The organism is Pseudovibrio sp. FO-BEG1 (assembly GCF_000236645.1).
In the GTDB taxonomy this organism is placed as follows: domain Bacteria; phylum Pseudomonadota; class Alphaproteobacteria; order Rhizobiales; family Stappiaceae; genus Pseudovibrio.
Genome location: NC_016642.1, coordinates 1,383,718 through 1,409,943 on the forward strand (window position 1 = coordinate 1,383,718; position 26,226 = coordinate 1,409,943).

Sequence of the window (26,226 nt, forward strand, 5' to 3'; positions counted from 1 at the left end):
AACCCCTTGGTCCAGAGGCATGGTCCAAGGGGCTTCCAAGGGATAAAGCAGGGGCTAAAGCCTACCTACTTTCATCAAGGAACCAGTTTGCTGCATTGTTGTAGCAAATGTCCCTGATCATGCCTCCCGCTAGCTCAAAATCACCCGGAATATGGCCTTTATCCATCCACTCTCCAACGATCTTGCAAAGCAAGCGACGGAAATACTCGTGTCGTGGGAAAGATAGGAACGATCTGCTGTCTGTCAACATGCCGAGGAACTGAGAAAGCAATCCCATCTGCGCTAATTGCGTCATCTGGCGTTCCATGCCGTCCAGCTGATCATTGTGCCACCAGCCTGTTCCGGCCTGAACCTTACCGCCAACAGATCCATCCTGGAAGTTCCCAGCAGTCGTCACAACAACTTCGTTCTTCGTTGGATCAAGAGAGTAAAGCACAGTGCGTGGCAATGCTTTCTCACGATCCAACGTATCAAGGAACTGGTTCAACGGGTTTGCAAGTTCGCGGTCATCGATGCCGTCACAGCCTACGTCAGGCCCCAGTGCTTTAAACATGCGACTGCGGTTGTTCCGTGTCGCGCCAATGTGCATCTGCATCACCCAACCGCGCTTTGCGTACTCCTTGCCTAGGAACAACTGAACCGCTGACTGGAAGGCCGTCACATCATCAACGCTTAGTGTTGCGCCGCTTTGCCCTTCCTTAAAGATGCGATCTAACTCTGCAGCTGGTGGAACTGGGCAGAACAGCATGGAGTCCAGGCCGTGGTCTGCAGCACGACAACCGTGTCGGCCAAAATGATCCAGCCGCATGCTCAACGCTTCGAGAAGGCGTTCATACTTGTCGATATGGAAACCAATGCGCCTGCTGAGCTTCATGATGTAGTCGCCAAATGTCGGCTTATCGATCTTGAAGGCTGGGTCTGGACGGAAGGTTGGGCGCACAACCATGGTTGAGGTTGGATCTTGAGCGATCATCTTGTGCCAATGCAGATCATCACAAGGATCGTCAGTGGTGCCCAGCATCTTCACGTTCTGCATCTGCAGCAAACCGCGCGCGGAGAACTGCTTGGTCGCCAGTTTCGCGTTACAAACCTCCCAAACGGTTTCTGCCGATTTGTCAGAGAGGATCACGCCTTCCAGCCCGAAGTAGCGATACATCTCTAGATGAGTCCAATGATATAGAGGGTTCCCAAGGAACTTCGGCATCACAGAGGCGTAAGCAAGGAATTTTTCTTTGAAGCTGGTGTCTTTGCCAGTGATCAGGCTCTCGCTGATACCGGCCCACCGCATTGCACGCCATTTGTAGTGATCGCCTTCCAGCCATACGCGGCCAATATCATCAAAGTGGCGGTCCTCAGCAATGGTCTGCGGACATAGGTGGTTGTGATAGTCCACGATCGGCATTTCTGCTGCGTAATCGTGGTAAAGTCGTTGTGCGGCTTCTGTCTCGAGGAGGAAGTCTGGTCCAAGAAATGGCTGCATCGTTTTCTGCCCTGAAAGTGGTGGGAGCGACCCTATGATCTCTCCCTGAAAGTGAGCGTTTGCCCTGCTGGTGCCTGGCAAAACTCCGGGAAATCTAATCTGCCAAATCTGCTACGGCCTGCGCGGCACCTTTTTCTGCCACTGCACGATAGGCGTTGTGAACTGCCTTCTTGAACTCATCGTTAGCAACAAGTTCAGATGGGAACACAGAATCCAACGCAAGCAGATTATCGACGTAGGTTGTCTCGTCAGCACCGCCATTGGCGACAATTGCGGCAAGCTTCTCTTTAAGTGGATCAACCACCTCATAGCTTTCGCCATTGCGATCCGCGCGGATGTAGTTCATCCATCCCCCAATCCCGAGCACCAAGTGGCGATAATCGCCCCCATTGGCCAAATGGAACTTCACGGAGTTCAGCCAGCGCTGCGGCATTTTCTGTGTGCCATCGGCTGCAATCTGCCAGGTGCGGTGTTTCAGTTTGGAGTTGGAATAACGCTTCAGCAATGAGTCCGCATAAGCCACCAGATCAACATCTCCCGGCACGTCCAGTGTTGGCAGTTGCTCATCCACCATCAGCTTGCGCGCTTCAGCGTAAAACACAGGATCAGCTGCACAATCCGCGATAGTCTCTTTGCCAGCGAGGAAGCCAAGATAGGCGAGGAAGGAGTGAGAACCGTTGAGCGTGCGAAGCTTCATTTCTTCAAATGGCTCCACATCAGCAACCAGTTGTGCTCCGGCAAGCTCCCATTGAGGGCGACCTGCTTTGAAGTTGTCTTCAATTACCCATTGACGGAACGGCTCACAAACGATGCCATTCAGATCAACCTGTCCGCCAAGGCTCTCATGGATCAGCTCGCGGGACTCGTCCGTCAGTGCCGGAACAATGCGGTCCACCATGGTGGAAGGGAAGGAGACATTCTCTTCAATCCACGCCGCCAGCTCTGCATCCAGTTTCGCAGCAAACTCGCGAACAGCAATACCGCAAAGGACACCGTTGTGAGGGAGGTTGTCGCAAGACATAACGGTGATCGGGCCATTCCCAAGTGCCCGACGCTTAGCCAGACCCGCAACAATCAATCCAATAGCAGTCTTTGGAGCAGAAGGGGAAGAGAGGTCCTGCTGGATCATTGCATTGTCCAGATCCAGCTTCCCGTTTTTAACGCAGTAACCCTTTTCAGTGACTGTCAGTGAAATGACCTTGAGCTGTTCTTCAGCCAAACCATCAATCAGTGCCTCAACACCATCACGCGCCAGATGCTGCGTTTCACACACCGCACCAAGCAGACGAGTGTTCGTACCTTCATCAGCGGTCTCAACCAGTGTGTAGAGGTGATCGTTCTCCTCCAGTTTATCAAACAGATCGGAGGTGCCGAACAGTTCGATCACGCGCATGCCCCAATCACCACCCCCGGCAGCAAGTGTCTCATGCAGATGCATAGCAACGTGCGCACGGGCGAAGGCGCCAAAACCAATATGAGCAACGCGTGGTTTCAATGATCCGCGAACATAAGACGGCACCGAAACATCACTTGGAAGTGCATTGAGATCGAGTTTTTGAAATTCAAAAGTCATAGAAAGTGGGCCTTATCAAAGCTCATTGAGGGAGAAAGTGTGGGTGTCGTTCGAAATCGGCTGTCCGTTCACGATCACAGTCGGAACCAGCCCATTTGGAGAGCGGCCTTTGATGAAGACAGAGAGGTCTCGTCCATCAGTCTTGAGGGAGCCACTGCGACACAGAGTTAAGGTTTGCTCATCGGACGTGCTGGAGAGAACCAGATGCAAGGTGCTGTGCTCGCCTTCCAGCCATTTATGACTGATGCCATCATCCTCAAATACCGCCAGCTCACGCTTTCCTGTTCCCTGGAATGGGAAGATCGCCAGCGCGTTCAGATCACACTCTGTTGTGTTCTTCGCTGTAGCATTAGCGAGCGGCAAAACAGTGCCAGCCCGCACAAACAGTGGCAGGCGTTCCAAGGGGGCATCAACAACGATCGTCTGTCCGCCCTTGTGATACGCGCCTGTATCGAACTCGTACCACCCGTCGCCATTGTCCGGCAGATAAATCTCACGCGTTGTTGCGCCTTGCTCAACTACGGATGCAATCAGCAGATCCTGGCCAAGCAGATAGTCATCCGTCTCTGCAAAGGTGCGCTCATCTCCTTCGTGATCTAGGAATGTCGGGCGAAGCAGCGGCTCGTCCATCACATGCATGTCGTGCAGCATGGTGTAGAAATACGGCATCAGATACTGACGCAGTTGGATCGCATTGCGAATGAGCGGCGTCAGTTCCGGATACATCCAGGCTTCATTGACGGTGGCATCATCATTCCATGAATGGATCGTAAAGCGCGGATGCATCACGCCGTTCTGAACCCAGCGAACAAATAGTTCTGGATCAGGACGAGGCCCAGAGAACCCACCAACATCATGACCAACATTGTAGATGCCGGACAAGGAAAGCCCGAGGCCCATGCGGATGTTGTATTTCAGGTTGTTCCAACCCGTCCGGTTGTCGCCTGTCCACGTCTGAACATAACGCTGTAAGCCTGGGCAGCCACTGCGGGAGATGAGATAGGGGCGTTCCTCGGGTGCATACTCTACTTGCGCTTCAAAGGATGCACGCATCATAAGGAAGGAATGCAGTGGTCGGATAAGCCCAACTTCGATTTCTTCACCAAACCCCTGACACCGAGCTGAGAAATCCCAGATCTCATACTCGTTGTTGTCGTTCCAGGTTGAACCAATCCCTCGCTCAAGCAACTGCTGAGTGACGCTTGCTTTCCACCAGTTGACAGTCTCCAGATTGGTAAAGTCGAGGTGAGACCCTTCATCATCCCAGAACAACGAGCGCTCTGGCTGATCGGCTTCACTGTCCCGAATAAATAGACCCTTCGCGGCCACATCCTCATACAGCGGGTGGTCCTGCAACAGGCACGGTTTGATGTTGGCTGCCAGATGCACGCCTGCATCCAGAAACTTGGAAGTCATAGCCTTGGGATCAGGACACTTTTCATAGTTCCAGTTGAACACATAACGTTTTGTGCCGATGGATGTGTAACCGGATGAAAGCTGAAAACTGTCGCAAGGAATGGCGTGTTCTTTGATGAGGTCTACAAAGCCCTCCAACTGCTCCTGTGCATTGTCAGCATCGGTGTAATACATGGTGGACCCGGAATACCCGAGGCTCCACTTTGGTGGGAAGATGTGCTTGCCTGTCAGCCAGACCTGCGTCTTGGTCACCTCCAGCAGGGAAGGGCCGAGCATGAAGTAGTAGTCCAGATCGCCATCTTCCGCCCGGTATGATCTGTAGGGCCGATGGTAGTTGTCGATCTCGTTTCCCAGATCGAACCAGCAACTCGCCAGATTATCGTAGAACACGCCATAGGAAACACCAGAGCCGGTACGCGTCAAAGTAAATGGCAAATGTTTGTAAAGCGGATCAGTGGTCTCTGCATCATAGCCCATTGCATCCAGATTGCGCATTTCATAGCGACGGCCATTACGCAAAAGGTTGCCAGCTTTTTCGCCCAGTCCATAAATCCGATCATCCGCAGGCTGGTTGAAGAAGTGTGAGTTCTTGTTGTCCTTCACACCCACCATGTAAGCGCCTGTTGGACGCTCGCTGGCAATGATTTGATAAGATCCGTCCTCGTTCTTCGCTTCCCAGATAATCTGAAGCGGTGTTTTCACGGAGACGCGTAAAGACCGCGTCTCCAGTACCAGTGTATCCTCCGTTAGCTGCTGCTTGAACTCTGGAAGAGAGAACCCTTCAACAGAAAGACGGGACCGACCTTCAAACGGCATGGGCATTTCAGCCGGTGTGATGGACCAGGTCCGTCCCTGTCTGAACTCTCCGTTTTTGCGTAAAAGAACCCGAACAAGCTTGTCTTCAAGAACGAACAAAGAGAGCAGATGCTTATCATCTACGAGCAAATCAACTCGGTTCTGTTCGGTCTCGATATAGGACCACTTACCTAGCGTTTTCATTATACTTCAACCAGTTATTGGGTTGTTGTTATGGTTGCTTGGTTTCTGTCTGTTATCCGCCATAGCCAAGAATGACACGTGGCAGGAACAGGCTGATTTCAGGAATGAAGGTCACCAGCATCAGGATGGAGATCACTGCTGCATAGAACGGCAACATTGGTTTGATCAGATCCTGAATAGCCACCTTGCCCACAGAGCAACTGATGAACAGCGCACTACCCACTGGCGGTGTGATGATGCCGATGCACAGGTTGTAAGTCATCATGATACCGAAGTGCACAGGATCCATTCCAAGCTCAGTCGCAACAGGCAGGAAGATCGGTGTGAAGATCAACAGGGCAGGCGTCATGTCCATGAAGGTACCAATCACTAGCAAGCAGATGTTGATCACAAGCATAATGATGAACGGATTTTCAGAGACGTTCGCCAGTGCTTCACCAATTGCATAAGGAATGTCAGAGAAGGTCATCGCCCAGGACATACCGATGGAACAACCAATCAGCAGAAGGACGATGGAACTGGTAATCGCGCTCTCAAGGATGATGGTCGGCAGATCAGTGATCTTCACTTCGCGGTAGATGCCAACGGCGAGCAGTAGAGTGTAAACCACTGCCACAGCAGAAGCCTCAGTTGCAGTGAATACACCACCGATAATACCGCCCATGATGATGAAGATGAGCAGCAATGGCAGGAAAGCATCTGCAATTTTGAAGATGATCTCTTTGAAGCTTGGCAGCGGGATCAACGGATAACCGCGCTTCGTCGCAACGATACCAGCCACAACCATCACGCCGAGACCCATCAAAATACCCGGCAGATAACCAGCAACGAAAAGCGTTGCGACTGAGGTGCCACCGGAAATCAGAGAGTAAACGATCAGCGTGGAAGAAGGTGGGATCAGCATACCAGTTGGGCAAGAAGCCGCGTTCACAGCTGCGGAGAAGGCTGGATCATATCCTTCCTTGCGCTGCAGCGGAGACATGATGCCACCGATTGCAGCAGCAGAAGCCACAGCAGAACCGGAAATGGAGCCAAACAGCATGTTCGCCAGCACATTGACGTGTGCCAGTGCGCCCGGCAATCGGCCCCCCACGATCTTCGCCAGTTCAATCAAACGCCGCGCGATGCCGCCGGAGTTCATGATGTTACCAGCAAGGATGAAGAACGGGATCGCCAGCAGCGTGAAGCTGTCCAGACCGCTCGCCATCTTCTGCGAAACAACAAAGAGTGCCTGATCAAAGGAGATCAAAAAGGTGATCGTCGCCGTTGCTGCCAGACCGATGGCAAAAGAGATCGGCACACCAAGTGTAACCAGAACGCCAAAAACACCAAACAGAATAAGACCGCTTTGAAGTTCACTACTTAAAAATTCCATCAGACTTACTCTTATTTAGCAGCAGTATCAGCAGCGTCAGGCATCTGGTCGTTAGGACCTGTACCTGTGCCGTTAACAAGACCAAGGAAGAACTCAACGCAGTAGAACAGCATGATGCCGCCAGAGAATGGGATGGCTGCGTAGATATAGCCCATTGGAACACGGAGAGCGGGGGAGACCTGCCCGTTGGCGAGCGTCTTCATAACAAGTTGCCCGCCGCCATAAAGCATGACGACACCTGAGAAGAAGGCGATCGCCAGAACGATGAAGTAATCTGAAAGCAGTTTCCGCTTGCCGGTCAGAGAGCCGGTCAGCAGATCAATTGCCAGGTGTCTTCGCATTCCGAGCGTATAGGCCGCACCAATCAGGCCGATCCACATAAACATGAAACGAGCGAGTTCATCGGTCACGGTGCTTGGGGTTCCAAGAACGTATCTCGAGAAAACCTGCCAAACCACACACACCACGAGCACCACAAAAACCGACACGGTGACGGCCTTCAGGATCGTGTTAACTATTTTGGTCAGCGCTTGCATTTTAATTCCCTAATCTAGGTGAGGGCGCGGGCTTAGTATGCAGAAAGAATCTGCAGTGGGCGACCAATTTCTCCTGAGGGGTTGTTCAGGAACTATTGAATTCGTGAGAGGGTTTCAGCTGGAGATCTGCAGATCTACGGATATCCAATGAATCCAATTAAATTACCTCTCTCCCAATTAATTGCTGATTTTTGATTATTGGTCAACCAATATGATAAAATGGTTTGACAATGTCGCAGTTTTGTAGAAATGTGGCATGTGTGGAGAGAGGTTTGGTTGATCTCCTTTCTTCACCTTTCAACAAATCTGCCGGTTTGGCGCTGACCTCTTGATTCATAAGAAAGATGAAGAGGTTACCCAAGTACCAACCACTGGTAGATTTCTGAAAGGTATGTGCAAACCCGAAGGAAGTGGAAAAGAGCTCTCAATCAGGTGTTTAATCTATTGAATACAGTAGGTTGAGAGTAACGGCAGATGATTTGCTGACCATCAGAAAGAGCATTCGCAGCTCAATGAGTGGAAGAGTGTCCTGTTGGTGAGGTTTGCAATTCAAAAGCAAAAGTTCCCTGTCATCTGGAGAGTGCATAAATAGGTCGACCAACTTGGACTGATGTCCCAAGAACGACGAAACCGGTATTGGTCAACGAGGATCAGTGATGCTTGAGCGGATGGAAGGTGCCGACAACGGCCTGGCTTGCCTGCATGATGAGGACTACGACGTCCCCTTCAACACGCAAAACCTGAACAGCAGCACCTTGATCTTCACTGGTGGCCGTAAGGCTGAGTCGCTGAACGGAGAATGGAACTTCTGTGTCGACCTTCTGGACACAGGACTGCGCCAGAAGTGGTTTTCCTTCACACCTGAAGCCCCGGAGGAAAAAACAGAACCATACGACTACGACCCATATGTAGGTGAAACCGTTCCGGTCCCATCTTGCTGGTCTATGCTCAAAGATAAGTGGTACTTCTTTGAAGGCAGTGCGTGGTACACGCGCCCGCTGGATCTGGACGAGCTGCCTGATGATGAGCGCTTGTTCCTGAGAGTAGGGGCAGCCCAGTATGATTGTAAGGTGTTCCTCAACGGAGAGTTCCTCGGCAATCACTATGGTGGCTCCACCCCATTTAACGTTGAACTCACCGAGCATGCGAAGCAGGGCCGTAACTGGTTGATGCTGTGTGTCAACAACACCCGCACGCTCGACCGTGTGCCTATGCGCAACACTGATTGGTTCAATTACGGCGGCATCTACAGGGATGTCGAACTCTACAGAACCCCAAAGACACTCATTTCAGATTTCTTCGCCTATCTGGTTCCTGATAGCTCCTACGACAAAATCGCGGTTGAGTTGCAAGTGGATGGGCCAGATAAGGCACCAGTCATTGTTGAACTGGCAGAGCTGGGCATCAAAGTTGAAGTCTCTGTTAATGAAGACGGTTTCGGCAAGCTGACCATTCCAGCCAAGCCAGAACTATGGTCACCAGAAAACCCTCGCCTTTACAGCGTATCTGTAACTCTCGACGCAGATCGCATTGAAGATCGGATTGGCTTCCGCCAGATTCAGCAAGTCGGCACAGATGTTCTCCTGAACGGAAAACCAATTTTCTTCCGCGGTATCTCTGTCCATGAAGACGACGAGTTCACCGGCAAAGTTCTGCGCGATGAAGATCTGGAGCAGCGCTTCCAGCATGCCAAAGAGCTGAACTGCAATTTCATGCGCTTCGCTCATTACCCGCACGACGAACGCGCCGCCAAAATGGCAGATCGCGAGGGCATTCTGCTTTGGGAAGAGATACCGGTCTACTGGGCAATCGACTTCAAGAATCCGAATACTCTTAAAGATGCAAGCAACCAGCTTCAGGAGCTGATCAAGCGAGACCGCAATAGGGCCTCTGTCGCCATCTGGTCTGTCGGTAACGAAAACCCGGATACAGACGAACGTCTCTCCTTCATGAAGCATCTGGTTGATACCGTGAGAGACATGGACCCAACGCGCCTGACCTCAGCCGCTTGCCTCGTAAACCACACTAAGAACCGCATTGAAGATCGCCTGATCCAGCACATCAATGTGATCGGCATCAACGAGTACTACGGTTGGTATGAGGAGAACTTCGACGATTTGATCGACTTCCTCGACAACTCCGACCCCGGTAAGCCCGTTGTTATCTCCGAAACTGGCGCAGATGGTTACATCGGCGAAGGCAGGTTGGAAAAGGGCTTCTTTAGCGAGAGTTATATGGCTGAAGTCTATCGAAAGCAGATTGCCACCTTGCGCCAGCGAGAATTCGTGAAGGGCATCTCGCCTTGGATTCTCTATGATTTCCGTGTGGAACGCCGACAAAACATGTTCCAGCAGGGCTGGAACCGCAAAGGCCTGATAGCCTCAGACAAGAAAACAAAGAAAACAGCCTTCAAACTTCTTGCAGATTTTTATGCAGAGCTGAAAGCGAAAAACTGATCTGGATTGCACCATGACATTAGACCCGAACAGAAGACGTTATCAGGATGTGGCAGAAGAGCTGGTTCGCGATTTGGCGAATGGCGCCTTTGCCATTGGTGACAAGCTCCCCACAGAGCGCAAGATTTCTGAGGATCTGGGCGTGAGTCGGTCGTTAGTCAGAGATGCCATGATCATGCTCGAAGTGCAGGGGCTTGTGGATGTGCGCAAAGGGTCCGGCACTTATGTTCTCCGCCTCCCCGGGGATGTGACGCCGGACAGTGCGCTGGAAACGGATATCGGTCCATTCGAGCTGCTGCAGGCCCGCCAACTCTTAGAAAGCAACATCGCTGCCTTTGCCGCCACAATGGCGACCAAAGCCGACATCATCCAGATGCGTGAAACATTGGCCAAGGAGCGGGATGAAATTGAATCCGGTTCAGGAAGCCACAAGGCAGATGAAGAGTTCCACCGTCTGGTTGCACAGGCGAGCCAGAACTCGGTCCTGACTGAGTCAGTTGAACACCTTTGGACGCTTCGCAAGCGCTCCCGCATGTGGGAGCAGCTGCACCAGCGTATTTTCGACAGAGGCTATCAGAAGAAGTGGCTGGACGATCATCAGGCAATCCTCACAGCACTGCAGTGCCGCGATCCGCAAATGGCCCGGCAAGCCATGTGGCAACACCTTGAAAATGTTCGCATGACACTGCTGGAACTTTCTGACGTCGATGATCCGTCATTCGATGCGTACCTGTTTGATACGGACCCGCTGGCTGCGGTGAACGATCTCAAAAAATAACCGACATGAAATGTTAAACAGGGCTCCGGCCCCAAAATTTGAAAAGCAAAGAGCTAAACATGGAACAGACTTGGCGCTGGTATGGCCCACACGATCCGGTCACTCTCGCAGATGTTCGACAGGCAGGGGCAACGGGCATTGTCACCGCTCTCCATCACATCCCTAATGGCGAAGTATGGCCAGTTGAAGAAATTCAAAAGCGCAAAGATGAGATCGAAGCTGCGGGTCTTGTCTGGTCTGTTGTTGAAAGTATCCCGGTACACGAGCACATCAAAACGCGCACTGGTGACTTTCAAAAGTACATTGAGACTTATAAGCAATCCATCCGCAATCTGGTGACATGCGGCATCACCAAGATCTGCTACAACTTCATGCCCGTTCTGGATTGGACACGCACCGATCTGGCGTATGAGCTGGAAACCGGAGCCACATGCCTGCGCTTTGATGCAGACATCTTTACAGCCTTCGATATCTTCATTCTTGAGCGCCCAAATGCAAAAGATGAGTACTCAGAGGAAGAACTCGCCCGCGCAACAGCCGCATATGAAGGCATGACGCAGGAAGATAAGGACGGTCTTGTCAAAACCATTCTCGCAGGCCTGCCGGGTTCCGAAGAGTCTTATACCACAGCAGACATCCGCGCACATCTGGAACGCTATGAGGGTATCGATGCAGATAAGCTGAGAGAACACCTCGCGTTGTTCCTCAAGGAAGTCATTCCAGTGTGTGCAGAAGCTGGCGCTGTTATGGCCATCCATCCAGATGACCCACCACGTCCACTGCTTGGCTTGCCACGCGTGTGTTCCACTGAATCTGACTACGAGTATATTTCGAAAGCAGTCGATGTTCCTGAAAACGGCTTTACATTCTGTACTGGCTCTCTGGGTGTTCGGGCTGATAATGATCTTGTAGGCATCGTGAAGCGCTATGCCGACCGCATTCACTTCGTGCATCTGCGCGCAACCAAGCGCGAAGAGAACCCGCTTTCCTTCCATGAGGCTGATCACTTGACAGGTGACGTTGACATGGTTGGTGTGATCTCTGCTTTGGTGGATGAAGAAGAGCGCAGAAAAGCGGCAGGTTCAGATGATCTGATCCCATTCCGCCCGGATCATGGCCATGCAATGCTGTCAGACCTTCAGATGAAGTCTGCACCGGGCTATCCAGCTGTTGGCCGCCTGCGTGGTTTGGCCGAACTGCGCGGGGTGGAGACAGCAGTCCGTGCAATGCGCGAGCCAGCCTAAGCAAAATTTCAGCAATCAAACATCAGACAAGCCGGGGCATTGCTCCGGCTTTTTTGTGTCATTGTGAAATCAACGAATATTTCATTTGTGTTATATTATTACGTAACATATAAATGCCATCCCCTTCGTGGTGCTGCCCGCGACGAGTTGAGGTGCCTATCGTGCAATTGATTGAAATGGATGGAGTTGGGATCAAACGGCAAGGCCGCTGGTTGATCCAGAACGTCTCATTAAATGTGAACTCTGGCGAGATTGTTACACTCATCGGACCAAACGGTGCTGGCAAAAGCACAACTGCAAAAACGGCACTGGGCGTGCTGAAAGCAGATGCCGGATCAATCAAGCGCAAGCCGAACCTCAAGGTCGGTTACGTCCCGCAAAAGCTTGCAATCGACTGGACTATGCCGCTCACCGTCCGCCGATTGATGAGCCTGACAGCCAAACCGTCGAAGGCTGAAATCGATGCGGTGCTGGAAAAGACGGGTATATCGCACCTCATAGATTCCAATGTGCAGCAGTTGTCTGGTGGGGAATACCAAAGAGCCTTGCTCGCCCGTGCAATCCTGCGCACGCCAGACCTTTTGGTGCTGGATGAACCTGTGCAGGGCGTGGACTACTCCGGTGAAATCGCACTTTACAATCTGATCCTCAAAATCCGTGAAGAGCTGAACTGCGGTATCCTGCTCATCTCTCACGATCTGCACGTGGTTATGGCGCAGACGGATACGGTGGTCTGCCTCAACGGGCACGTATGTTGTAGCGGCGCGCCAGAACAGGTCGCTGCCTCAGATGCGTACAAGCAGCTGTTTGGTGATCCGGCTTCCCAGTCATTGGCGATCTACCACCATCATCACGACCACAGCCACAAAGCTGACGGCACAATCGTTCCGTCCAAGGGAAACTCGGGAGACTGCTGCAATCATGGATGATTTCATTCTCAGAGCCATGCTCGCAGGCATTGGTCTGGCCCTGGTCGCAGGCCCGCTCGGTTGTTTTGTTGTCTGGCGCCGTATGGCCTACTTTGGCGATACCATGTCTCACTCCGCATTGCTGGGTGTTGCGCTGGCATTCCTTTTGAACATTAACTTGATGCTCGGTGTGCTCGCCGTCACGGTCACGGTTTCCTTGTGCCTGCTCATCCTGCAAAAACGTGGCTCGCTCTCAACGGATGCGCTGCTGGGATTGCTTTCCCACTCCGCCTTGGCACTCGGCATGGTGCTGATCGCCTTTATGAGCCATGTGCGGTTTGACCTGCTCTCGCTGCTCTTCGGAGACATCCTCGCCGTTGGCAATGAGGATGTGATCGCAATCTATGCATGCGCAGCGGTCATACTTGGCCTGATGTACTTCCTCTGGCGCCCTTTGCTGGCCTCTACGGTCAACCGTGAACTGGCAGAGGCGGAGGGTTTCAATCCAGACCTGACGCAGCTCATCTTCATGGTCATGATGGCCGCTATTATTGCCATCGCGATGAAGATCGTTGGTGTTCTGCTCATCACCGCTTTGCTGATCATTCCAGCTGCCACTGCGCGTTGGTTTGCAAGAACACCGGAGCAGATGGCTGTTGCATCCTCAGTCATTGGTGTTGCGAGTGTTGTTCTGGGGTTGGAAGGCTCATTGCAGTTTGATAGTGCTTCAGGTCCGTCAATCGTCGTGGCCAGCCTGTGTTTATTTCTGCTATCATTGTTTGCATCTCGCCTCCTAAACGGGGTATTGGGAAAGGAGCGAGGGCAATAGGGTGAAAGAAGTGGCAATGGCAACTGCAGAAGTGAAGCTCACGAAAAATCAGCGTCTGGTCTTGGATCTGCTGTGTGCTTCAGATGCGCCAATGAGTGCATACTCTATTCTGGATCAGCTCCGGACTGAGGGACTTCGCGCACCATTGCAGGTCTATCGTGCGCTCGACAAACTAATCGGCCTTGGCTTGGTGCATCGCCTTGAGAGCATGAATGCTTTTGTTGCCTGTGCTCACCCAGCTTGCCACGCAGTCGAGATGGTTGGCTTTGCCATCTGTGAAACCTGTGGTAAAGCTCTGGAGTTTGCGGATAATGATGTGGCTGAAATTCTGAGCGGCTGGGCAAGTGCAAACGGCTTCGATGCCAAATCAACCTCCATCGAAATCAAAGGCACCTGCGCGTCTTGTCAGGAAAAGTCGGAAGACTCCTCAGGAACTGAGTGAGAACCGGCGCCTAAGATCAAACAAACTTGGCACCTCACTCTCAGTATGGTGCAGCTCTGACGGTTCAATCAGCTCTCGGGAAATCCAGTTGGTCGTGTAGAGCAGAGGCTTCTTCTGCTGCCGTGAGGCTGGCTGTCCACCAAACCCACTTCCATCAACCAGAATAAGATCACTGGGCAACTTACGCCGAAGCTCTGACAGGCTGGAGAAAAGCAAAGACCGGTTTTTGCTGCAAACCTGTAGCCCAGTCGCTCGCTCGGCAAGCCGCGCCAGCATATCCGGGAATGACCGCGTCCGCTCGCTCACCACATATCTGAGGAAGATACCGGGTGAATAATCTCCAAACAGGCTTTCAATATCATCTTCCGGATGCACTTCGCTGAGATTGCGGAACGGCACATAAAGCGCGTTCTCATTGTTGTAGAAGGCTTCATGGCTGACCGTGTTGAAATGCCCCTGGTGTTTGGAGGAAAACACAAGGCTCAACTGGCTTTGCTCTGGCTCAGCAACCTCATCAACAATCCGCAGACCACCGTTGTACAGCGGATCTCCATAGGCAAGCACAAGTGCGCCGGAGATGCGCTGGAACGTCTGATCAAACTCTCTGTCAGGTGAAGGGCCGATGCTTAATAGCAAATCGGAAGCAACAAGGGTGCGTGTGGGGATCGGACAGGTTCCGCCGTGATCGCTCCAAATGACCTCAAGGTCGCTCAAACTGGCAAAATCGCTTGGCTGCACAGTTTCCTAGTCCTCTTAAAGATTGAAGCCCGGCCTTGGGAGCCTGCAAAATCAATAATGAGGAAAAATTGACGTAACGGCAAGTGCGTTTAGAGCGCAAACAGTCAATCTGAAGAAACAATCTGCTTGCTGTGGCAAGAGCGCTACAGCAACGTCAACTGTTGGCTTGTCGTTGCTGTAACGCCCGCAAAAGGAAGGAGAATACACTGCGGCGAGGGAGCGACATTCTCGCCACAGGCTGTGTCAGTTTGGTTTAAGGAGCCGCAACATATGTCGGCTGCAGCGCGGAAGCTGGTGTCACACCAGCGCCGGCACCGGCGATCTTGTAGCCATTGGCCACACGACGTGAGTTGGTCTTCGCGCGGGCCGCTTTACGGTTGCCGCCACGATAATCCACGTTGATGCCAAGCTCGTTGATCATAGCCACCAGCTGAGAGCGGGAATAGAAGCCCAGAGTGCTCAGCAGCGCAGAAACGTGATGCTTCACGGTCGCTTCGGAAATGCCAAGCTCATGCGCGATCTGCTTGTTCAGCTTGCCTTCTTTCAGATAGGTCAAAATGGTGGCCTGACGACGTGTCAGGTTCGCAAGACCTTCATAAAAGTCGATGCCAAACGCGTTCTGCGCATCTTCTGCTTCAGTTGTCACTTCAACGGTGCCACCGGTCAAAACTGCTTTGAACACTGAGAAGTCAGCGGTTTTAGGCACTGCTGCGGTTGCGCCGCGAGCGATGAAGTATTCGGAAAGGCCCGGGTTATCCTGCTCAAGCAACATAACAAGGCTGGAAATCTCATAGGTCTCCAGAAGCGTAGACGCTGTGCTGAGACCTGGTGCCCCCTTCATCCGAGGGTTCACAAGTACCACTGCGGAAGGGTGAAGTTCTACCCAAGTCTGCAACTCGGAAAAGCTCTTAGTCACAAGTACATTTACGCCGTGGCACTCATTTGAGTAGATGCTCGCAAGTGCTCTGGAAAATGCCGGATGTGGATCACCAATAATAACAGTGTGCATGGAAACCTTCTCCCTTAGGGTTCCAACAGTGGACTGACGCTCCCGATACATAATTTCTCCTCCCTAAACTATGCACTACGTGTTTCGTCGTATCTCTTGAAAAAAATACATGCATATGGTTTTTTTACAAGCGTTGATGTGAGGCACTATGAAAAATATTTTTCAAGATACCGGCGAAACGCGAAAATCTACTCAGGCAGAGAAGAGTGATCGTATGCGTAAGGAGATCCTCCTTGCCGCTATCAGCTGTTTGCACGAATTTGGCTATCACCGTGCATCTATTAAGAAAATTACGGAAAAGACGAGATTTTCGCAGGGTGCGCTGCAGCATCATTTCCCGACTAAAGAAGATCTGATGGTCTTCGTTCTGGAAAGATTGCTCGCTAAATCAGTTCGGCTAACTTTGGAGTGGTTGAACGAAATCGGTGAGGATAAAAGCAGAATTTCTGAGCTGACTATCAAATGGTGGACGAATCAGGCGAACTCTCCTGAGTACCTCACCATGATGGAAATTCTTGTTGCAGCGCGAACAGAAGATACGTTGCGCCGCCGCATCAAACCCACTTTTGACAACTTCGCAAAAGTCACCGACGATCGAATTCTGGCAATCTTTGAGAGTGATCAGATCAGTCAGGCAACAGCGCGCACGCTCATTACAGCATCACGTCAGATGATGACGGGTCTGATTACGTCGGATGGTCTGTTCATGAGAGAAGAAGATAAGCAGGACTACATCGAGCACTGGGCGATGTTTCTGCAGCAGCTTTTCGAACAAAGAGTGCAAGAAGCTTTGTAGACTTTCGTCTATGGAGGCACTCGGGCACGCGGCCCGAATGCACAATCTCGTCGCAGCTGCTGTTAGATCAACTGGCTCAGTTTCATTGCAACGCTCATGTCACCATCAATGGTGAACTTGCCCTGCATGAATGCAGCAGTTGGGTCCAGATCGCCAGCGATCAGGGACTGCAGATCTTCGAAGGAAACGCCGATTGTGCAATCTACGTCCTGGTTGTCTGTGGAGATGGAGTTACCATCAATCACAAGAATACCTTCGTCACCGCAGTCAAACTTGATTGAGCTGTCAAAGTCGCTGGACTCAACGCGGCCTTTCAGGTCATTCAAAATTGCTTCCATGCTCATATTTGTTCCCTCCATCTGCTAAATTACAGTGTTTGCGAAAGTCAGGCAGATGCCTAAAGTGTTTACATAGCGCACTACGTATTACGCATCAGGCATCTTGTTAACGTAAGCGTAATCCAGCATGTCTTCAATGTAAAGAGATCAGATTCCGCTTATTCCAGATTACCCATGCTGCCTTAGTAGGGGCGTTACGCCAACTGATCTTCCAGTGATTTTGTCTTCTCAGTCACCACGTCACCAGTGTGCTTTGTTGCGACGGGTTCCACCAGCACAATCCAGCATTCTTCTTCTGCAACAGGGTTATGCATCCTTCCCTTTGGCACCACGTGGAAGTCACCTTTATTGAGCGTCACGGCCTCACCTTCATACTCAATAGTGACACTACCTTGCACGACGTAGAACAGCTCATCCTCATCATCGTGTTTATGCCAGGTGAGATCTCCTTTGATCTTCGCGACTTTGACGTACTGATCATTCACCTGCGCCACAACGCGCGGCGACCAGTAATCAGTGACCTTCTCAAACTCAGAAAGAAAATTGCCAATCATAGGAACCTCATCAATATAGAATACTGCACGATATATGGGGCAGCTCTCAGGCAGCGCAACATAGACGGAAGGACATGCGTTGACGTTTGCAAGCAAGGCGCTATAAGCGCCCCATGAACAGTCCTAGCGCCCCTTTCATATATACGCCGCCCATGGAGCCATTCCTTGATGTTGTCCATCAGGATGAGCAACTGCTGGTGCTTAACAAACCTAGCGGGCTACTCAGTGTCCCGGGCCGTGCGGAAGAGCATAAGGACTGTCTGGAAACCCGCGCGCAGTCGATCCACCCAACAGCGACCACCATCCACCGACTGGACATGGACACCTCCGGCTTGCTGGTCATGGCTATGAACAAGGACGCACACCGCCATGTGGGTCTGCAGTTTGAAAAGCGCATGACACGCAAAACCTATATTGCACGTGTATGGGGACACCTGAGGGATGATGAGGGGGAGGTTGACCTGCCTCTTCGCTGCGATTGGCCGAACCGTCCTAAGCAGATGGTCGATCATGAGCTGGGCCGCTCTGCGCTCACCAAGTGGGAAGTCATAAACCGCGAAGAGCATACAACCCTCGTTAAGCTGATGCCGGTCACCGGACGCTCCCACCAGCTTCGTGTGCATATGCTGGAGTTAGGGCATCCAATTGTGGGCGATCGCTTCTATGCGGAAGGCGAGGCGCTGTCTTTCTCTGAGCGCCTGCATCTCCACGCTCAAACGCTGGAACTACGACACCCAATCGGTGGTGAGTACAACACCTTCACCGCATCCTGCCCGTTCTGGGATCTGTAATCCGTAATTACACGCCAGACTCACTGAATTTGTAAAAATGAGTCACATTACATACGTGTATCTTCGTGTTTTCTGCATCCAGAGCGCACTATTCACAAGCACTAGGTGAAATTACCGGTAAAATATTGGCAGTATGCGACTTTGTCGCAGTTTAGGTCAGCTGACTTGTCCTAAAAGTCAATGACGCTGAAATGTATCTCCAGAGGTGCCTTTGCGTCTCTACTTAACTATCTGAAATAAAAATAGAATATCACAGTTTGGGGCGTCTGAAACTGTATGCAATGCTATGCAATAAATGACAAGTTCGCGCCTCATCACAAAACCAGTCGTAAAAGTGGCCTTCCGACAGCCGAGTTTTATGACATCCTATTCATATATCTCTGATTTTTGACTTATGTCATGCGCCTAAAGTAGAATGTGACCCAATAATATCCGTGTCGAACAGAAGAGCAGCTTCCTCCCCTGAACTGTTTTGTGACAAATGCCGATAGTCTGTCACGTTTCTGCTTCGGTTCTTGCCTACGGAGAAGAAAATGCCTGTCACTAATCGCGAAGAATTAGACGCCCTTGTTGCTCGGGTTAAAAAAGCACAACAAATCTACGCAACATACACTCAAGAACAGGTAGATAAGATCTTCCGCGCAGCAGCACTGGCCGCTGCCGATGCCCGCATCCCGCTCTCCCGCATGGCGGTTGAAGAAACCGGTATGGGCGTCATGGAAGACAAGGTTATCAAAAACCAGTTCGCATCTGAGTACATCTACAACAAGTACAAGGATGAGCAGACCTGCGGTATCCTGTCTGAAGATGAAACTTTCGGAACAATCACCATTGCAGAACCGACAGGCATCATCTGCGGTATCGTTCCAACCACAAACCCAACTTCTACTGCGATCTTTAAAGCGCTCATCTCTTTGAAGACCCGCAACGGCATTATCTTTAGCCCGCACCCACGCGCTAAGCTCGCAACCAACGAGGCCGCACGCATCGTCCTTGAGGCTGCAATCAAAGCAGGCGCTCCAAAAGACATCATTGGCTGGATTGACGTTCCAACTGTTGAACTCTCCAATGCCCTGATGACCCATGAAGAAATCAACCTCATCCTCGCGACCGGTGGTCCGGGCATGGTGAAGGCTGCTTATTCTTCTGGTAAGCCGGCAATCGGCGTGGGTGCGGGTAACACACCTGTGGTGGTAGATGAGTTTGCAGACGTAAAACGCATGGTCGCATCTGTCTTGATGTCTAAAACATTCGACAACGGTGTGATCTGTGCATCTGAACAGTCTGTCATCGTTGTAGAAGACATCTACGAACAGGTGAAAGAACGCTTCTCAACCCACAAAGGTTACATCCTGAAAGGCAAAGAGCTTCAGGCTGTGAAGGATGTTCTGCTGAAGAACGGTGCGCTCAACGCAGCAATCGTTGGTCAGCCTGCTCCAAAAATCGCTGAAATGGCTGGCGTGAAAGTTCCTGCTGACACCAAGATCCTGATCGGTGAAGTGACAGAAGCAAGCGAAGCAGAAGCATTCGCTCACGAGAAGCTGTCTCCAACTCTGGCAATGTACAAAGCCAAAGATTTTGATGCGGCTTGTGACATTGCTGAAAAGCTGGTTGCCATGGGCGGTATCGGTCACACCTCTGTATTCTATACAGATCAGGACCGCTGCGAAGATCGCGTCAAAGAGTTTGGCCGTCGCATGAAAACCGCGCGTATTCTGGTCAATTCCCCAGCATCTCACGGCGGTATCGGTGACCTTTACAACTTCTCTCTCGCTCCATCTCTGACCCTTGGCTGTGGCTCTTGGGGTGGTAACTCCATCAGTGAGAACGTTGGTCCAAAACACCTGATCAATAAGAAGACCGTTGCGAAGCGAGCAGAAAACATGTTGTGGCACAAACTGCCTGAATCCATCTACTTCCGTCGCGGTTGTCTGCCAATCGCACTGGGTGACCTTGAAGGCAAAAAACGTGCGCTGATCGTAACCGACGGCTTCCTCTTCAAGAACGGCTACACTGATGAAACCGTTCGCGTCCTGAAGAGCATGGGTATGGAAACCGACGTCTTCTACGAAGTGGAAGCAGACCCAACCCTGTCTATCGTTCGCAAAGGTGCAGAACTGTGCCGGACCTTCAAGCCAGACGTGATTGTCGCTCTGGGTGGTGGTTCTCCAATGGATGCTGCGAAGATCATGTGGGTCATGTACGAGCACCCAGAAGTAGATTTCGCTGATCTTGCACTGCGCTTCATGGACATCCGTAAGCGTATCTACAAGTTCCCGAAAATGGGTGAGAAGGCCATGATGGTCGCGATCCCAACCACTTCTGGTACTGGTTCTGAAGTTACCCCATTCGCAGTGGTAACCGACGATGAAACCGGCGTGAAATACCCAATCGCGGACTATGAGCTGACACCAAACATGGCAATCGTTGATGCCAACCTTGTCATGAATATGCCGAAGTCTCTCACCGCATTCGGTGGTATCGACGCCATTACCCACGCAACAGAAGCTTACGTCTCTGTTCTGGCCAACGAATATTCTGACGGTCAGGCCCTGCAGGCTCTGAAGCTTCTGAAAGAGAACCTGGTTGAAAGCTACGAGAAGGGCGCAGAATCCCCAGTAGCTCGTGAGAAAGTTCACAACGGCGCAACAATCGCTGGTGTTGCCTTCGCGAACTCCTTCCTGGGTGTCTGTCACTCTATCGCTCACAAGGTAGGCGCTGCCTTCCACGTGCCGCATGGTTTGGCAAATGCGATGCTGATCTCTAACGTGATCCGCTACAACGCAAACGACAACCCAACCAAGCAGACCGCGTTCTCTCAGTACGACCGTCCGCAAGCGAAATGCCGCTACGGTGACATCGCAGACCACCTCGGCCTGACCACACCTGGCGACGATCGCGATGCAAAGGTTGAAAAGCTGGTGGCTTGGGTAGAAAGCGTCAAGAAAGCTCTTGAGATCCCAGCAGGCTTCAAAGACCTGGGCATCACTGAAGAGCAGTTCATGGCAAAGCTCGACGAAGTCGCAGTAGAAGCGTTTGATGATCAGTGCACAGGAGCAAACCCACGCTACCCACTGATCGATGAGATCAAACAACTCCTTCTCGATGGTTACTACGGTCGCGTCTATGTAGAGGGCCGCGCGGAGGATGTGGTTGTTCTTGCAGAGGAAAAAGCAAAGAAGGCCTCTAAAGCCAAAGCTTAATTCCCGCAGGCACACATTGCGGCTCGAAAAAAGACCCCGGGGCGGAGCTCCGGGGTTTTTGCATGTCAACCTCTGAAGGCTCCTTACTCAACCCTGAGTAAAAGTTGCGGCAAAGCAACAGCCAGCCATAGGAAATTTCTGCGGCGTTCAAAGCCTCTTCAACTGATGGGCGTGTTTTGCTAGGGCTGTCCACCTAGTTTAACAACGCGAGAAATCAATTTTGCCTATGTAATCACCGGTCTCTTTTAGTCTATCATTGTTCCGCAAGAGATATCCTTTTGCGGCGCGCTTTCTGTTGCGCGGATGGTGGCATGAGACCGGTTTGGCCTCGTGATTTCTGGCACTATCCATGCGCTTTTTTGCGCGCTGCTTTCTATAAAATCCTTAGCCTTACCGTGTGCTGTAACGGCGTCATGCTGCGCATCCGCTTTTTGACAAGTGGAAATCTTAAAGCATGTCGAAATCGCTTAAATGCGTCTGGACACTTCAACCAGAAAACCCACCACGCCCAGTCATTCCTTGTAAGACCTGCGGTGTCCTCAAGCCTTTCAAGCCGTCAGGCAAATTCCGCCTGAACGCCAACGGCACCAAACTGGATGCTTGGCTCATCTACAAATGTGAAGCCTGCGATGCCACGTGGAACCGGCCAATCTTCGAACGCCGCGCCCGCAAGCAAATCGCACCTGACCTGATGGAGGCCTTGCAAATCAACTGCCCCCATCAAATCCGCAAACTTGCGTTTGACCGGACAGGCCTGCCAGCTGTTGCAGCTCCAAGTGACGGGGAAACAGCAATCACGATTCACAAGCAAATCGTGGAAGGCAAAGCCGGGGAGTGGGCACACCTTGAAATCACCCTGAATCTGGACCTGCCAGTCAGCCTCCGTCTGGATAGACTGCTGGCTCAGGAACTCAGTATCTCAAGAAACACCCTCAAAACTCTCGCCAAACAAGGCAATCTCACTGGTGATAACGGAGCTCCTCTTCAACTGAAGAAACCACCCAAACACACCACCACCATCCACCTCCACCTCGCAGCCAACCACCCCCTGCGACCCCAATTCAACACCACCCTGTTCAACCTCGAACCCGTTGAGTAACCAAACCAACCAACCCCGGGGCTTAGCTCCGGGGTTTTTCATTACATTGATGTCGGGATGATGCTAGGTTTTCACTATGGAAATAAAGCAGCGCCAGTTTTCTTACTGGGATGATGCAAGTATCCCGCCTTTCCCTGATCAAGGGCCCGTATCTGTTATGGATGCCAGCTGTGGCCTTTGCGCTAAAGGTGCTGCCTGGATAGCAAGGAACGACCGAAATCAGGAGTTCCGGATTATTCCGCTACAGTCCAAGTTGGGAGAGGCACTAGCATCACATTATGGGCTTGATCCGGCTAATCCGTCGTCGTGGCTATATCTGGAAAATAGAACGGCATACACATCACTTGATGCATTGGTGCATGTTGGAGAACGCCTCGGAGGAATATGGAAAGCGCTCCGTATCCTGATGATCTTGCCAAAGCCATTGCGGGACAGGATGTATAGCGTTGTTGCTCGCAATCGCTATAAATTTTTCGGCAGAACTGATTTGTGTTCTACGCAAGATCCAGAATTAAGAAAAAGGCTATTACTTTGAAAATTTTATTGCTGGGTGGCTACGGTGTTTTTGGTGGCCGCCTAACTGAGCTACTCTTGGATATTGAAGATCTTGAAGTTGTCATTTGCGGTCGAAATCAAAAGAAAGCGGAAGAGTTTTGCAAAACACACAGCGGTAATGCGACCCTTACGCCGCTAGGTTTGGATCGCGCTGAAATTGGTGCTCAGCTTCCGGTAGTCCAGCCCGATGTTGTCATCGATGCTTCTGGCCCTTTTCAGGCCTATGGAAGTGAGAAATATGCGACGATTGAAGCCTGTTTGTCGGCGAAAGTGAACTATCTAGACTTTGCAGATGCCGCAGACTTTGTTTTTGGTGTTTCCAAGTTCGATGAACAGGCGAAAGCTGCCGGGATCTTTGTGATTTCAGGAGTGAGCAGCTTTCCCGTGTTGACCGCCAGCGTTCTCCGGGAGCTTTCAAAGTCCATGGAGATCCATAGAGTTACAGGTGGCATTGCACCTTCTCCATACGCTGGTGTTGGCCTCAATGTCATGCGCGCTGTAGTCGGGTATGCTGGGTCTCCCATCACCCTGTTTCGTGATGGCAAACGGCACCAAGCAATCGGCTTGGCAGAGACACTACGCTACACCATCTCCGTCCCAGGAAAGCTCCCTTTAAGAAATACTCATTTCTCGCTCGTGGATGTACCTGATCTTCAAGTACTGCCACCGGAACATCCAACAATGCAGTCGATTTGGATGGGAGCCGGCCCAATCCCAGAGATTTTGCATAGAATGTTGAACTGGATGGCGCATGCACGGGCAGCTCTGAAACTTCCTTCATTTGAGCCATTGTCACCGCTCTTCTACTGGGTTCTGAACTTGCTCAAACACGGAGAACATCGCGGCGGCATGTTTATCCATGTACACGGCTCAGCAGAAGGGAAACCAATCGAAAAGTCATGGCATATGCTCGCTGAGGGAGATGATGGCCCATATATCCCTTCTATGGCGATCGAAGCTATCATTCGCAAAATGCTTGCTGGCGATAATCCCGAGATTGGTGCGAGATCAGCTACCAAAGAGCTGGAGCTGAGTGACTATGCTCGGCTTTTTGAAGATAGGCCGATAACCATGGGCTTTCGTCAGTCGCAAGATAAGAAGACACCGTTTAGGCAAGTCCTTGGCTCTGCGTTTGATCTTCTTCCTACTCCCCTCAAGGTGTTTCATAGCGTGGAGTGTGAGCAGACTTGGCAAGGGCGAGCTGAAGTTCGTCGGGGCAGGGGACTTTTTGCAAAGTTTATTGGAAGGTTGTTCGGCTTTCCTCAAGCCACAAAAGCAGCAACAGTGAGCGTTACTCAGTTGCCAGCAGAAGGTGGGCAGGAGTGGATCAGAACGTTTGATGGCAAGACATTCAAGTCATCTCTAAAAGCGGGCTCAGGCAAAAACAGTCATCTGATGGTTGAGCAGTTTGGACCCGTGAAAGTCGCTTTGGCCCTTGTTTTGGAAAATAGAAAACTGCGCTTTATTCCGCGGCGCTGGTCACTCTACTCAATCCCTATGCCGGGCTTTCTGCTGCCGCGTGGAAATACCTTTGAAGAAGAAAAAGATGGCCGTTTTTCGTTCGATGTCGAGATCTCAGCTCCATTTGTCGGTCATATCGTATCCTACAAAGGGACCTTGGAGCCTCTTGCGCAGGGCTGAGAGCACCATCAAAGATTACACATCACATCAGCTAGGATTTCGTAGGTGACGGGGTTGCCCATTTGGCTGACGTTGAAGCGCATGAACTGGCCCATGGATTGGGTTGGGCTAAAGACGTCGCCGGGGGCAAGAACCATGTTTTCCTGCAGAGCTGCCCGGGCAAGGTCAGCTGAATCAATGCCTTCGGGCAGGGAGCACCAAAGATAAAAACCTCCCTCCGGCATCAGCCAGGTCTGAATACCCAGTTCAGCAAGGTTGGCGGAAACCTCGCGCCGTGTTTTGGCAAGGCGGCGGCGAAGGGCTTCCATGTGCTTGCGATAAGAACCATCACTCAGACAGGAATGGATCAGTTCAGTCGCGATTGGGCTTGGGCCGCCGAAGCTTGTCGCGACCTGCAGATCAATCAGCGCCTCAACCCAGTCAGGCCTTGCTGCGATGTAACCACAACGCACAGAGGCAGAGAGCGTCTTGGAGAAGCTGCCCAAACGGATGACACGGTCAAACCCGCCAAGAGCGGTCAGGCGAGGTGTGGTCTCTGGCAAAAACTCAGCAAACACATCATCTTCAACAAGGATGAGATCATGCCGAGAGGCAATCGTCAGGATCTTATGCGCAGACTGCGGAGAAAGGGTAACACCCGTTGGGTTGTGCAAGGAGGAATTGGAGATATAGAACCGTGGCTTATGCTCGATGATTACTTGCTCAAATTCGTCAAAGTCCACGCCTGTTCTGGTGCAGGGAATGCTCACAATCTCAGCCTGGTGCGCCTTCAGGATAGCCTGAAAATTGAAGTAACACGGATCACTCACCAGCACCTTGTCACCGGGGCGCAGCAGCAAGCGGCACACCAGATCGATGGATTGGGTCGCAGAACCTGTCAGCAAGATCTGGTTAGGGTCAACCTCAATCCCTTCAGCTGCAAACTGGCGGGCTTGCAGGCGGCGTAGGTTAGCTGCCCCGCGCGTACTAGCATAATCGGAAAGCAGATGATCATCCGCCTTGCTCAGATTGCGGATAGCTTTGCGCAGCGAGGCATTGGGCATCCAATCAGCCGGCATCCAGCCACATCCGGGCTTGAGCATATCCACGCCAGTGTCCAGTGATTGTCGGGAAACCCAGAATGGATCGATCTCACGGTCCAGCAGTGGCCCGATCTCGGCAACCGTAAAGGGTTGTGTCTTGGGCGAAACATAAAACCCGGAACCTTTGCGCGCGAAGATGATGCCTTCCGCAGCAAGCCGATCATAGGCTTCCACCACCGTCGAAGGCGAGACATTCATGGTCGAGGCGAAGCCGCGGATACTGGGCAGTTTCTCGCCCGGCTCCAGAGCACGGCTGCTGATCTTGCTGCGCACCGCCTGCATGACGCGTTGTGTTTGCTGCCCATAACTCATTTTACATCTCACCTGCTGTATCGATGATTGTAGCAGTACAGTTTGCTGCAATTGTATTGTTTTGTGGCTGTT

At 51.6% G+C, this 26,226-nt stretch carries 22 protein-coding genes; 12 read left to right on the top strand and 10 right to left on the bottom strand.

Annotation, left to right across the window (positions count from 1 at the left end; all coding sequences use genetic code 11):
* Positions 1-61 precede the first annotated feature (61 nt).
* From uxaC to PSE_RS06385, 5 genes are all read right to left on the bottom strand, one after another.
* Positions 62-1,480: a glucuronate isomerase gene (uxaC, locus tag PSE_RS06365; RefSeq protein ID WP_014284104.1), complete on the bottom strand. Its 1,419-nt coding sequence runs from the start codon at positions 1,478-1,480 to the stop codon at positions 62-64.
* A gap of 94 nt (positions 1,481-1,574) precedes the next feature.
* Positions 1,575-3,053, bottom strand: a complete 1,479-nt coding sequence (locus PSE_RS06370; RefSeq protein ID WP_014284105.1) for a mannitol dehydrogenase family protein — start codon at positions 3,051-3,053, stop codon at positions 1,575-1,577.
* Positions 3,054-3,068: 15 nt separating this feature from the next.
* The gene (locus PSE_RS06375; protein ID WP_014284106.1) at positions 3,069-5,468 is read right to left on the bottom strand and encodes a glycoside hydrolase family 31 protein; all 2,400 of its coding nucleotides are present in this window, start codon (positions 5,466-5,468) and stop codon (positions 3,069-3,071) included.
* Positions 5,469-5,520: 52 nt separating this feature from the next.
* A complete protein-coding gene (locus PSE_RS06380) occupies positions 5,521-6,843 on the bottom strand; it encodes a TRAP transporter large permease (RefSeq protein ID WP_014284107.1) in 1,323 nt (440 codons plus the stop codon).
* A gap of 11 nt (positions 6,844-6,854) precedes the next feature.
* On the bottom strand, positions 6,855-7,379 hold the full coding sequence (locus PSE_RS06385) for a TRAP transporter small permease (protein WP_014284108.1): 525 nt from the start codon (positions 7,377-7,379) through the stop codon (positions 6,855-6,857).
* Between the two features lie 656 nt (positions 7,380-8,035).
* On the opposite strand from PSE_RS06385, the gene PSE_RS06390 reads away from it, so the two are divergent.
* From PSE_RS06390 to PSE_RS06415, 6 genes are all read left to right on the top strand, one after another.
* Positions 8,036-9,835 (top strand): glycoside hydrolase family 2 protein, encoded by a 1,800-nt coding sequence (locus PSE_RS06390; protein ID WP_014284110.1) that lies wholly within the window; start codon positions 8,036-8,038, stop codon positions 9,833-9,835.
* A gap of 13 nt (positions 9,836-9,848) precedes the next feature.
* Complete coding sequence (locus tag PSE_RS06395) at positions 9,849-10,613, top strand: FCD domain-containing protein (RefSeq protein WP_014284111.1); 765 nt, start codon at positions 9,849-9,851, stop codon at positions 10,611-10,613.
* Between the two features lie 59 nt (positions 10,614-10,672).
* On the top strand, positions 10,673-11,857 hold the full coding sequence (gene uxuA / locus PSE_RS06400; RefSeq protein WP_014284112.1) for a mannonate dehydratase: 1,185 nt from the start codon (positions 10,673-10,675) through the stop codon (positions 11,855-11,857).
* A 113-nt stretch (positions 11,858-11,970) separates the two neighbouring features.
* The gene (locus tag PSE_RS06405; RefSeq protein ID WP_305809597.1) at positions 11,971-12,786 is read left to right on the top strand and encodes a metal ABC transporter ATP-binding protein; all 816 of its coding nucleotides are present in this window, start codon (positions 11,971-11,973) and stop codon (positions 12,784-12,786) included.
* On the top strand, positions 12,779-13,594 hold the full coding sequence (locus PSE_RS06410; protein WP_008552780.1) for a metal ABC transporter permease: 816 nt from the start codon (positions 12,779-12,781) through the stop codon (positions 13,592-13,594). Before PSE_RS06405 ends, PSE_RS06410 begins: the two co-directional genes overlap by 8 nt.
* A gap of 16 nt (positions 13,595-13,610) precedes the next feature.
* Entirely contained in the window at positions 13,611-14,036 is a 426-nt protein-coding gene (locus PSE_RS06415; protein WP_041768905.1) for a Fur family transcriptional regulator, read from the top strand.
* Here the strand turns inward: PSE_RS06415 and PSE_RS06420 are convergent.
* Both PSE_RS06420 and PSE_RS06425 read right to left on the bottom strand, forming a co-directional pair.
* Positions 14,022-14,774, bottom strand: a complete 753-nt coding sequence (locus PSE_RS06420) for a hypothetical protein (protein WP_008552793.1) — start codon at positions 14,772-14,774, stop codon at positions 14,022-14,024. The two genes, PSE_RS06415 and PSE_RS06420, sit on opposite strands and share 15 nt — an antisense overlap.
* Before the next feature lie 253 nt (positions 14,775-15,027).
* Positions 15,028-15,834, bottom strand: coding sequence for a response regulator transcription factor (locus tag PSE_RS06425; protein WP_008552691.1), 807 nt, complete (start codon positions 15,832-15,834; stop codon positions 15,028-15,030).
* Positions 15,835-15,931: 97 nt separating this feature from the next.
* Here PSE_RS06425 and PSE_RS06430 point away from each other — a divergent pair, with 97 nt between their 5' ends.
* Positions 15,932-16,579, top strand: a complete 648-nt coding sequence (locus tag PSE_RS06430) for a TetR/AcrR family transcriptional regulator (protein ID WP_014284115.1) — start codon at positions 15,932-15,934, stop codon at positions 16,577-16,579.
* 62 nt (positions 16,580-16,641) lie between these two features.
* Here the strand turns inward: PSE_RS06430 and PSE_RS06435 are convergent, their stop codons facing one another.
* Both PSE_RS06435 and PSE_RS06440 read right to left on the bottom strand, forming a co-directional pair.
* Positions 16,642-16,923, bottom strand: a complete 282-nt coding sequence (locus PSE_RS06435) for an SCP2 sterol-binding domain-containing protein (RefSeq protein WP_008552794.1) — start codon at positions 16,921-16,923, stop codon at positions 16,642-16,644.
* Positions 16,924-17,111: 188 nt separating this feature from the next.
* Positions 17,112-17,471 (bottom strand): cupin domain-containing protein, encoded by a 360-nt coding sequence (locus tag PSE_RS06440; RefSeq protein WP_014284117.1) that lies wholly within the window; start codon positions 17,469-17,471, stop codon positions 17,112-17,114.
* Positions 17,472-17,623: 152 nt separating this feature from the next.
* On the opposite strand from PSE_RS06440, the gene PSE_RS06445 reads away from it, so the two are divergent.
* From PSE_RS06445 to PSE_RS06465, 5 genes are all read left to right on the top strand, one after another.
* Complete coding sequence (locus tag PSE_RS06445; protein ID WP_014284118.1) at positions 17,624-18,262, top strand: pseudouridine synthase; 639 nt, start codon at positions 17,624-17,626, stop codon at positions 18,260-18,262.
* A gap of 533 nt (positions 18,263-18,795) precedes the next feature.
* On the top strand, positions 18,796-21,465 hold the full coding sequence (gene adhE, locus PSE_RS06450) for a bifunctional acetaldehyde-CoA/alcohol dehydrogenase (RefSeq protein WP_014284119.1): 2,670 nt from the start codon (positions 18,796-18,798) through the stop codon (positions 21,463-21,465).
* A gap of 454 nt (positions 21,466-21,919) precedes the next feature.
* Entirely contained in the window at positions 21,920-22,564 is a 645-nt protein-coding gene (locus PSE_RS06455) for a DUF1062 domain-containing protein (RefSeq protein WP_014284120.1), read from the top strand.
* A gap of 76 nt (positions 22,565-22,640) precedes the next feature.
* The gene (locus PSE_RS06460; RefSeq protein ID WP_041768063.1) at positions 22,641-23,099 is read left to right on the top strand and encodes a thiol-disulfide oxidoreductase DCC family protein; all 459 of its coding nucleotides are present in this window, start codon (positions 22,641-22,643) and stop codon (positions 23,097-23,099) included.
* Positions 23,096-24,760, top strand: a complete 1,665-nt coding sequence (locus PSE_RS06465; RefSeq protein ID WP_041768065.1) for an SDR family oxidoreductase — start codon at positions 23,096-23,098, stop codon at positions 24,758-24,760. The genes PSE_RS06460 and PSE_RS06465 overlap by 4 nt, the downstream gene beginning before the upstream one ends.
* An 8-nt stretch (positions 24,761-24,768) precedes the next feature.
* Here the strand turns inward: PSE_RS06465 and PSE_RS06470 are convergent, their stop codons facing one another.
* Complete coding sequence (locus tag PSE_RS06470) at positions 24,769-26,154, bottom strand: PLP-dependent aminotransferase family protein (RefSeq protein ID WP_014284122.1); 1,386 nt, start codon at positions 26,152-26,154, stop codon at positions 24,769-24,771.
* Positions 26,155-26,226: the final 72 nt, after the last annotated feature.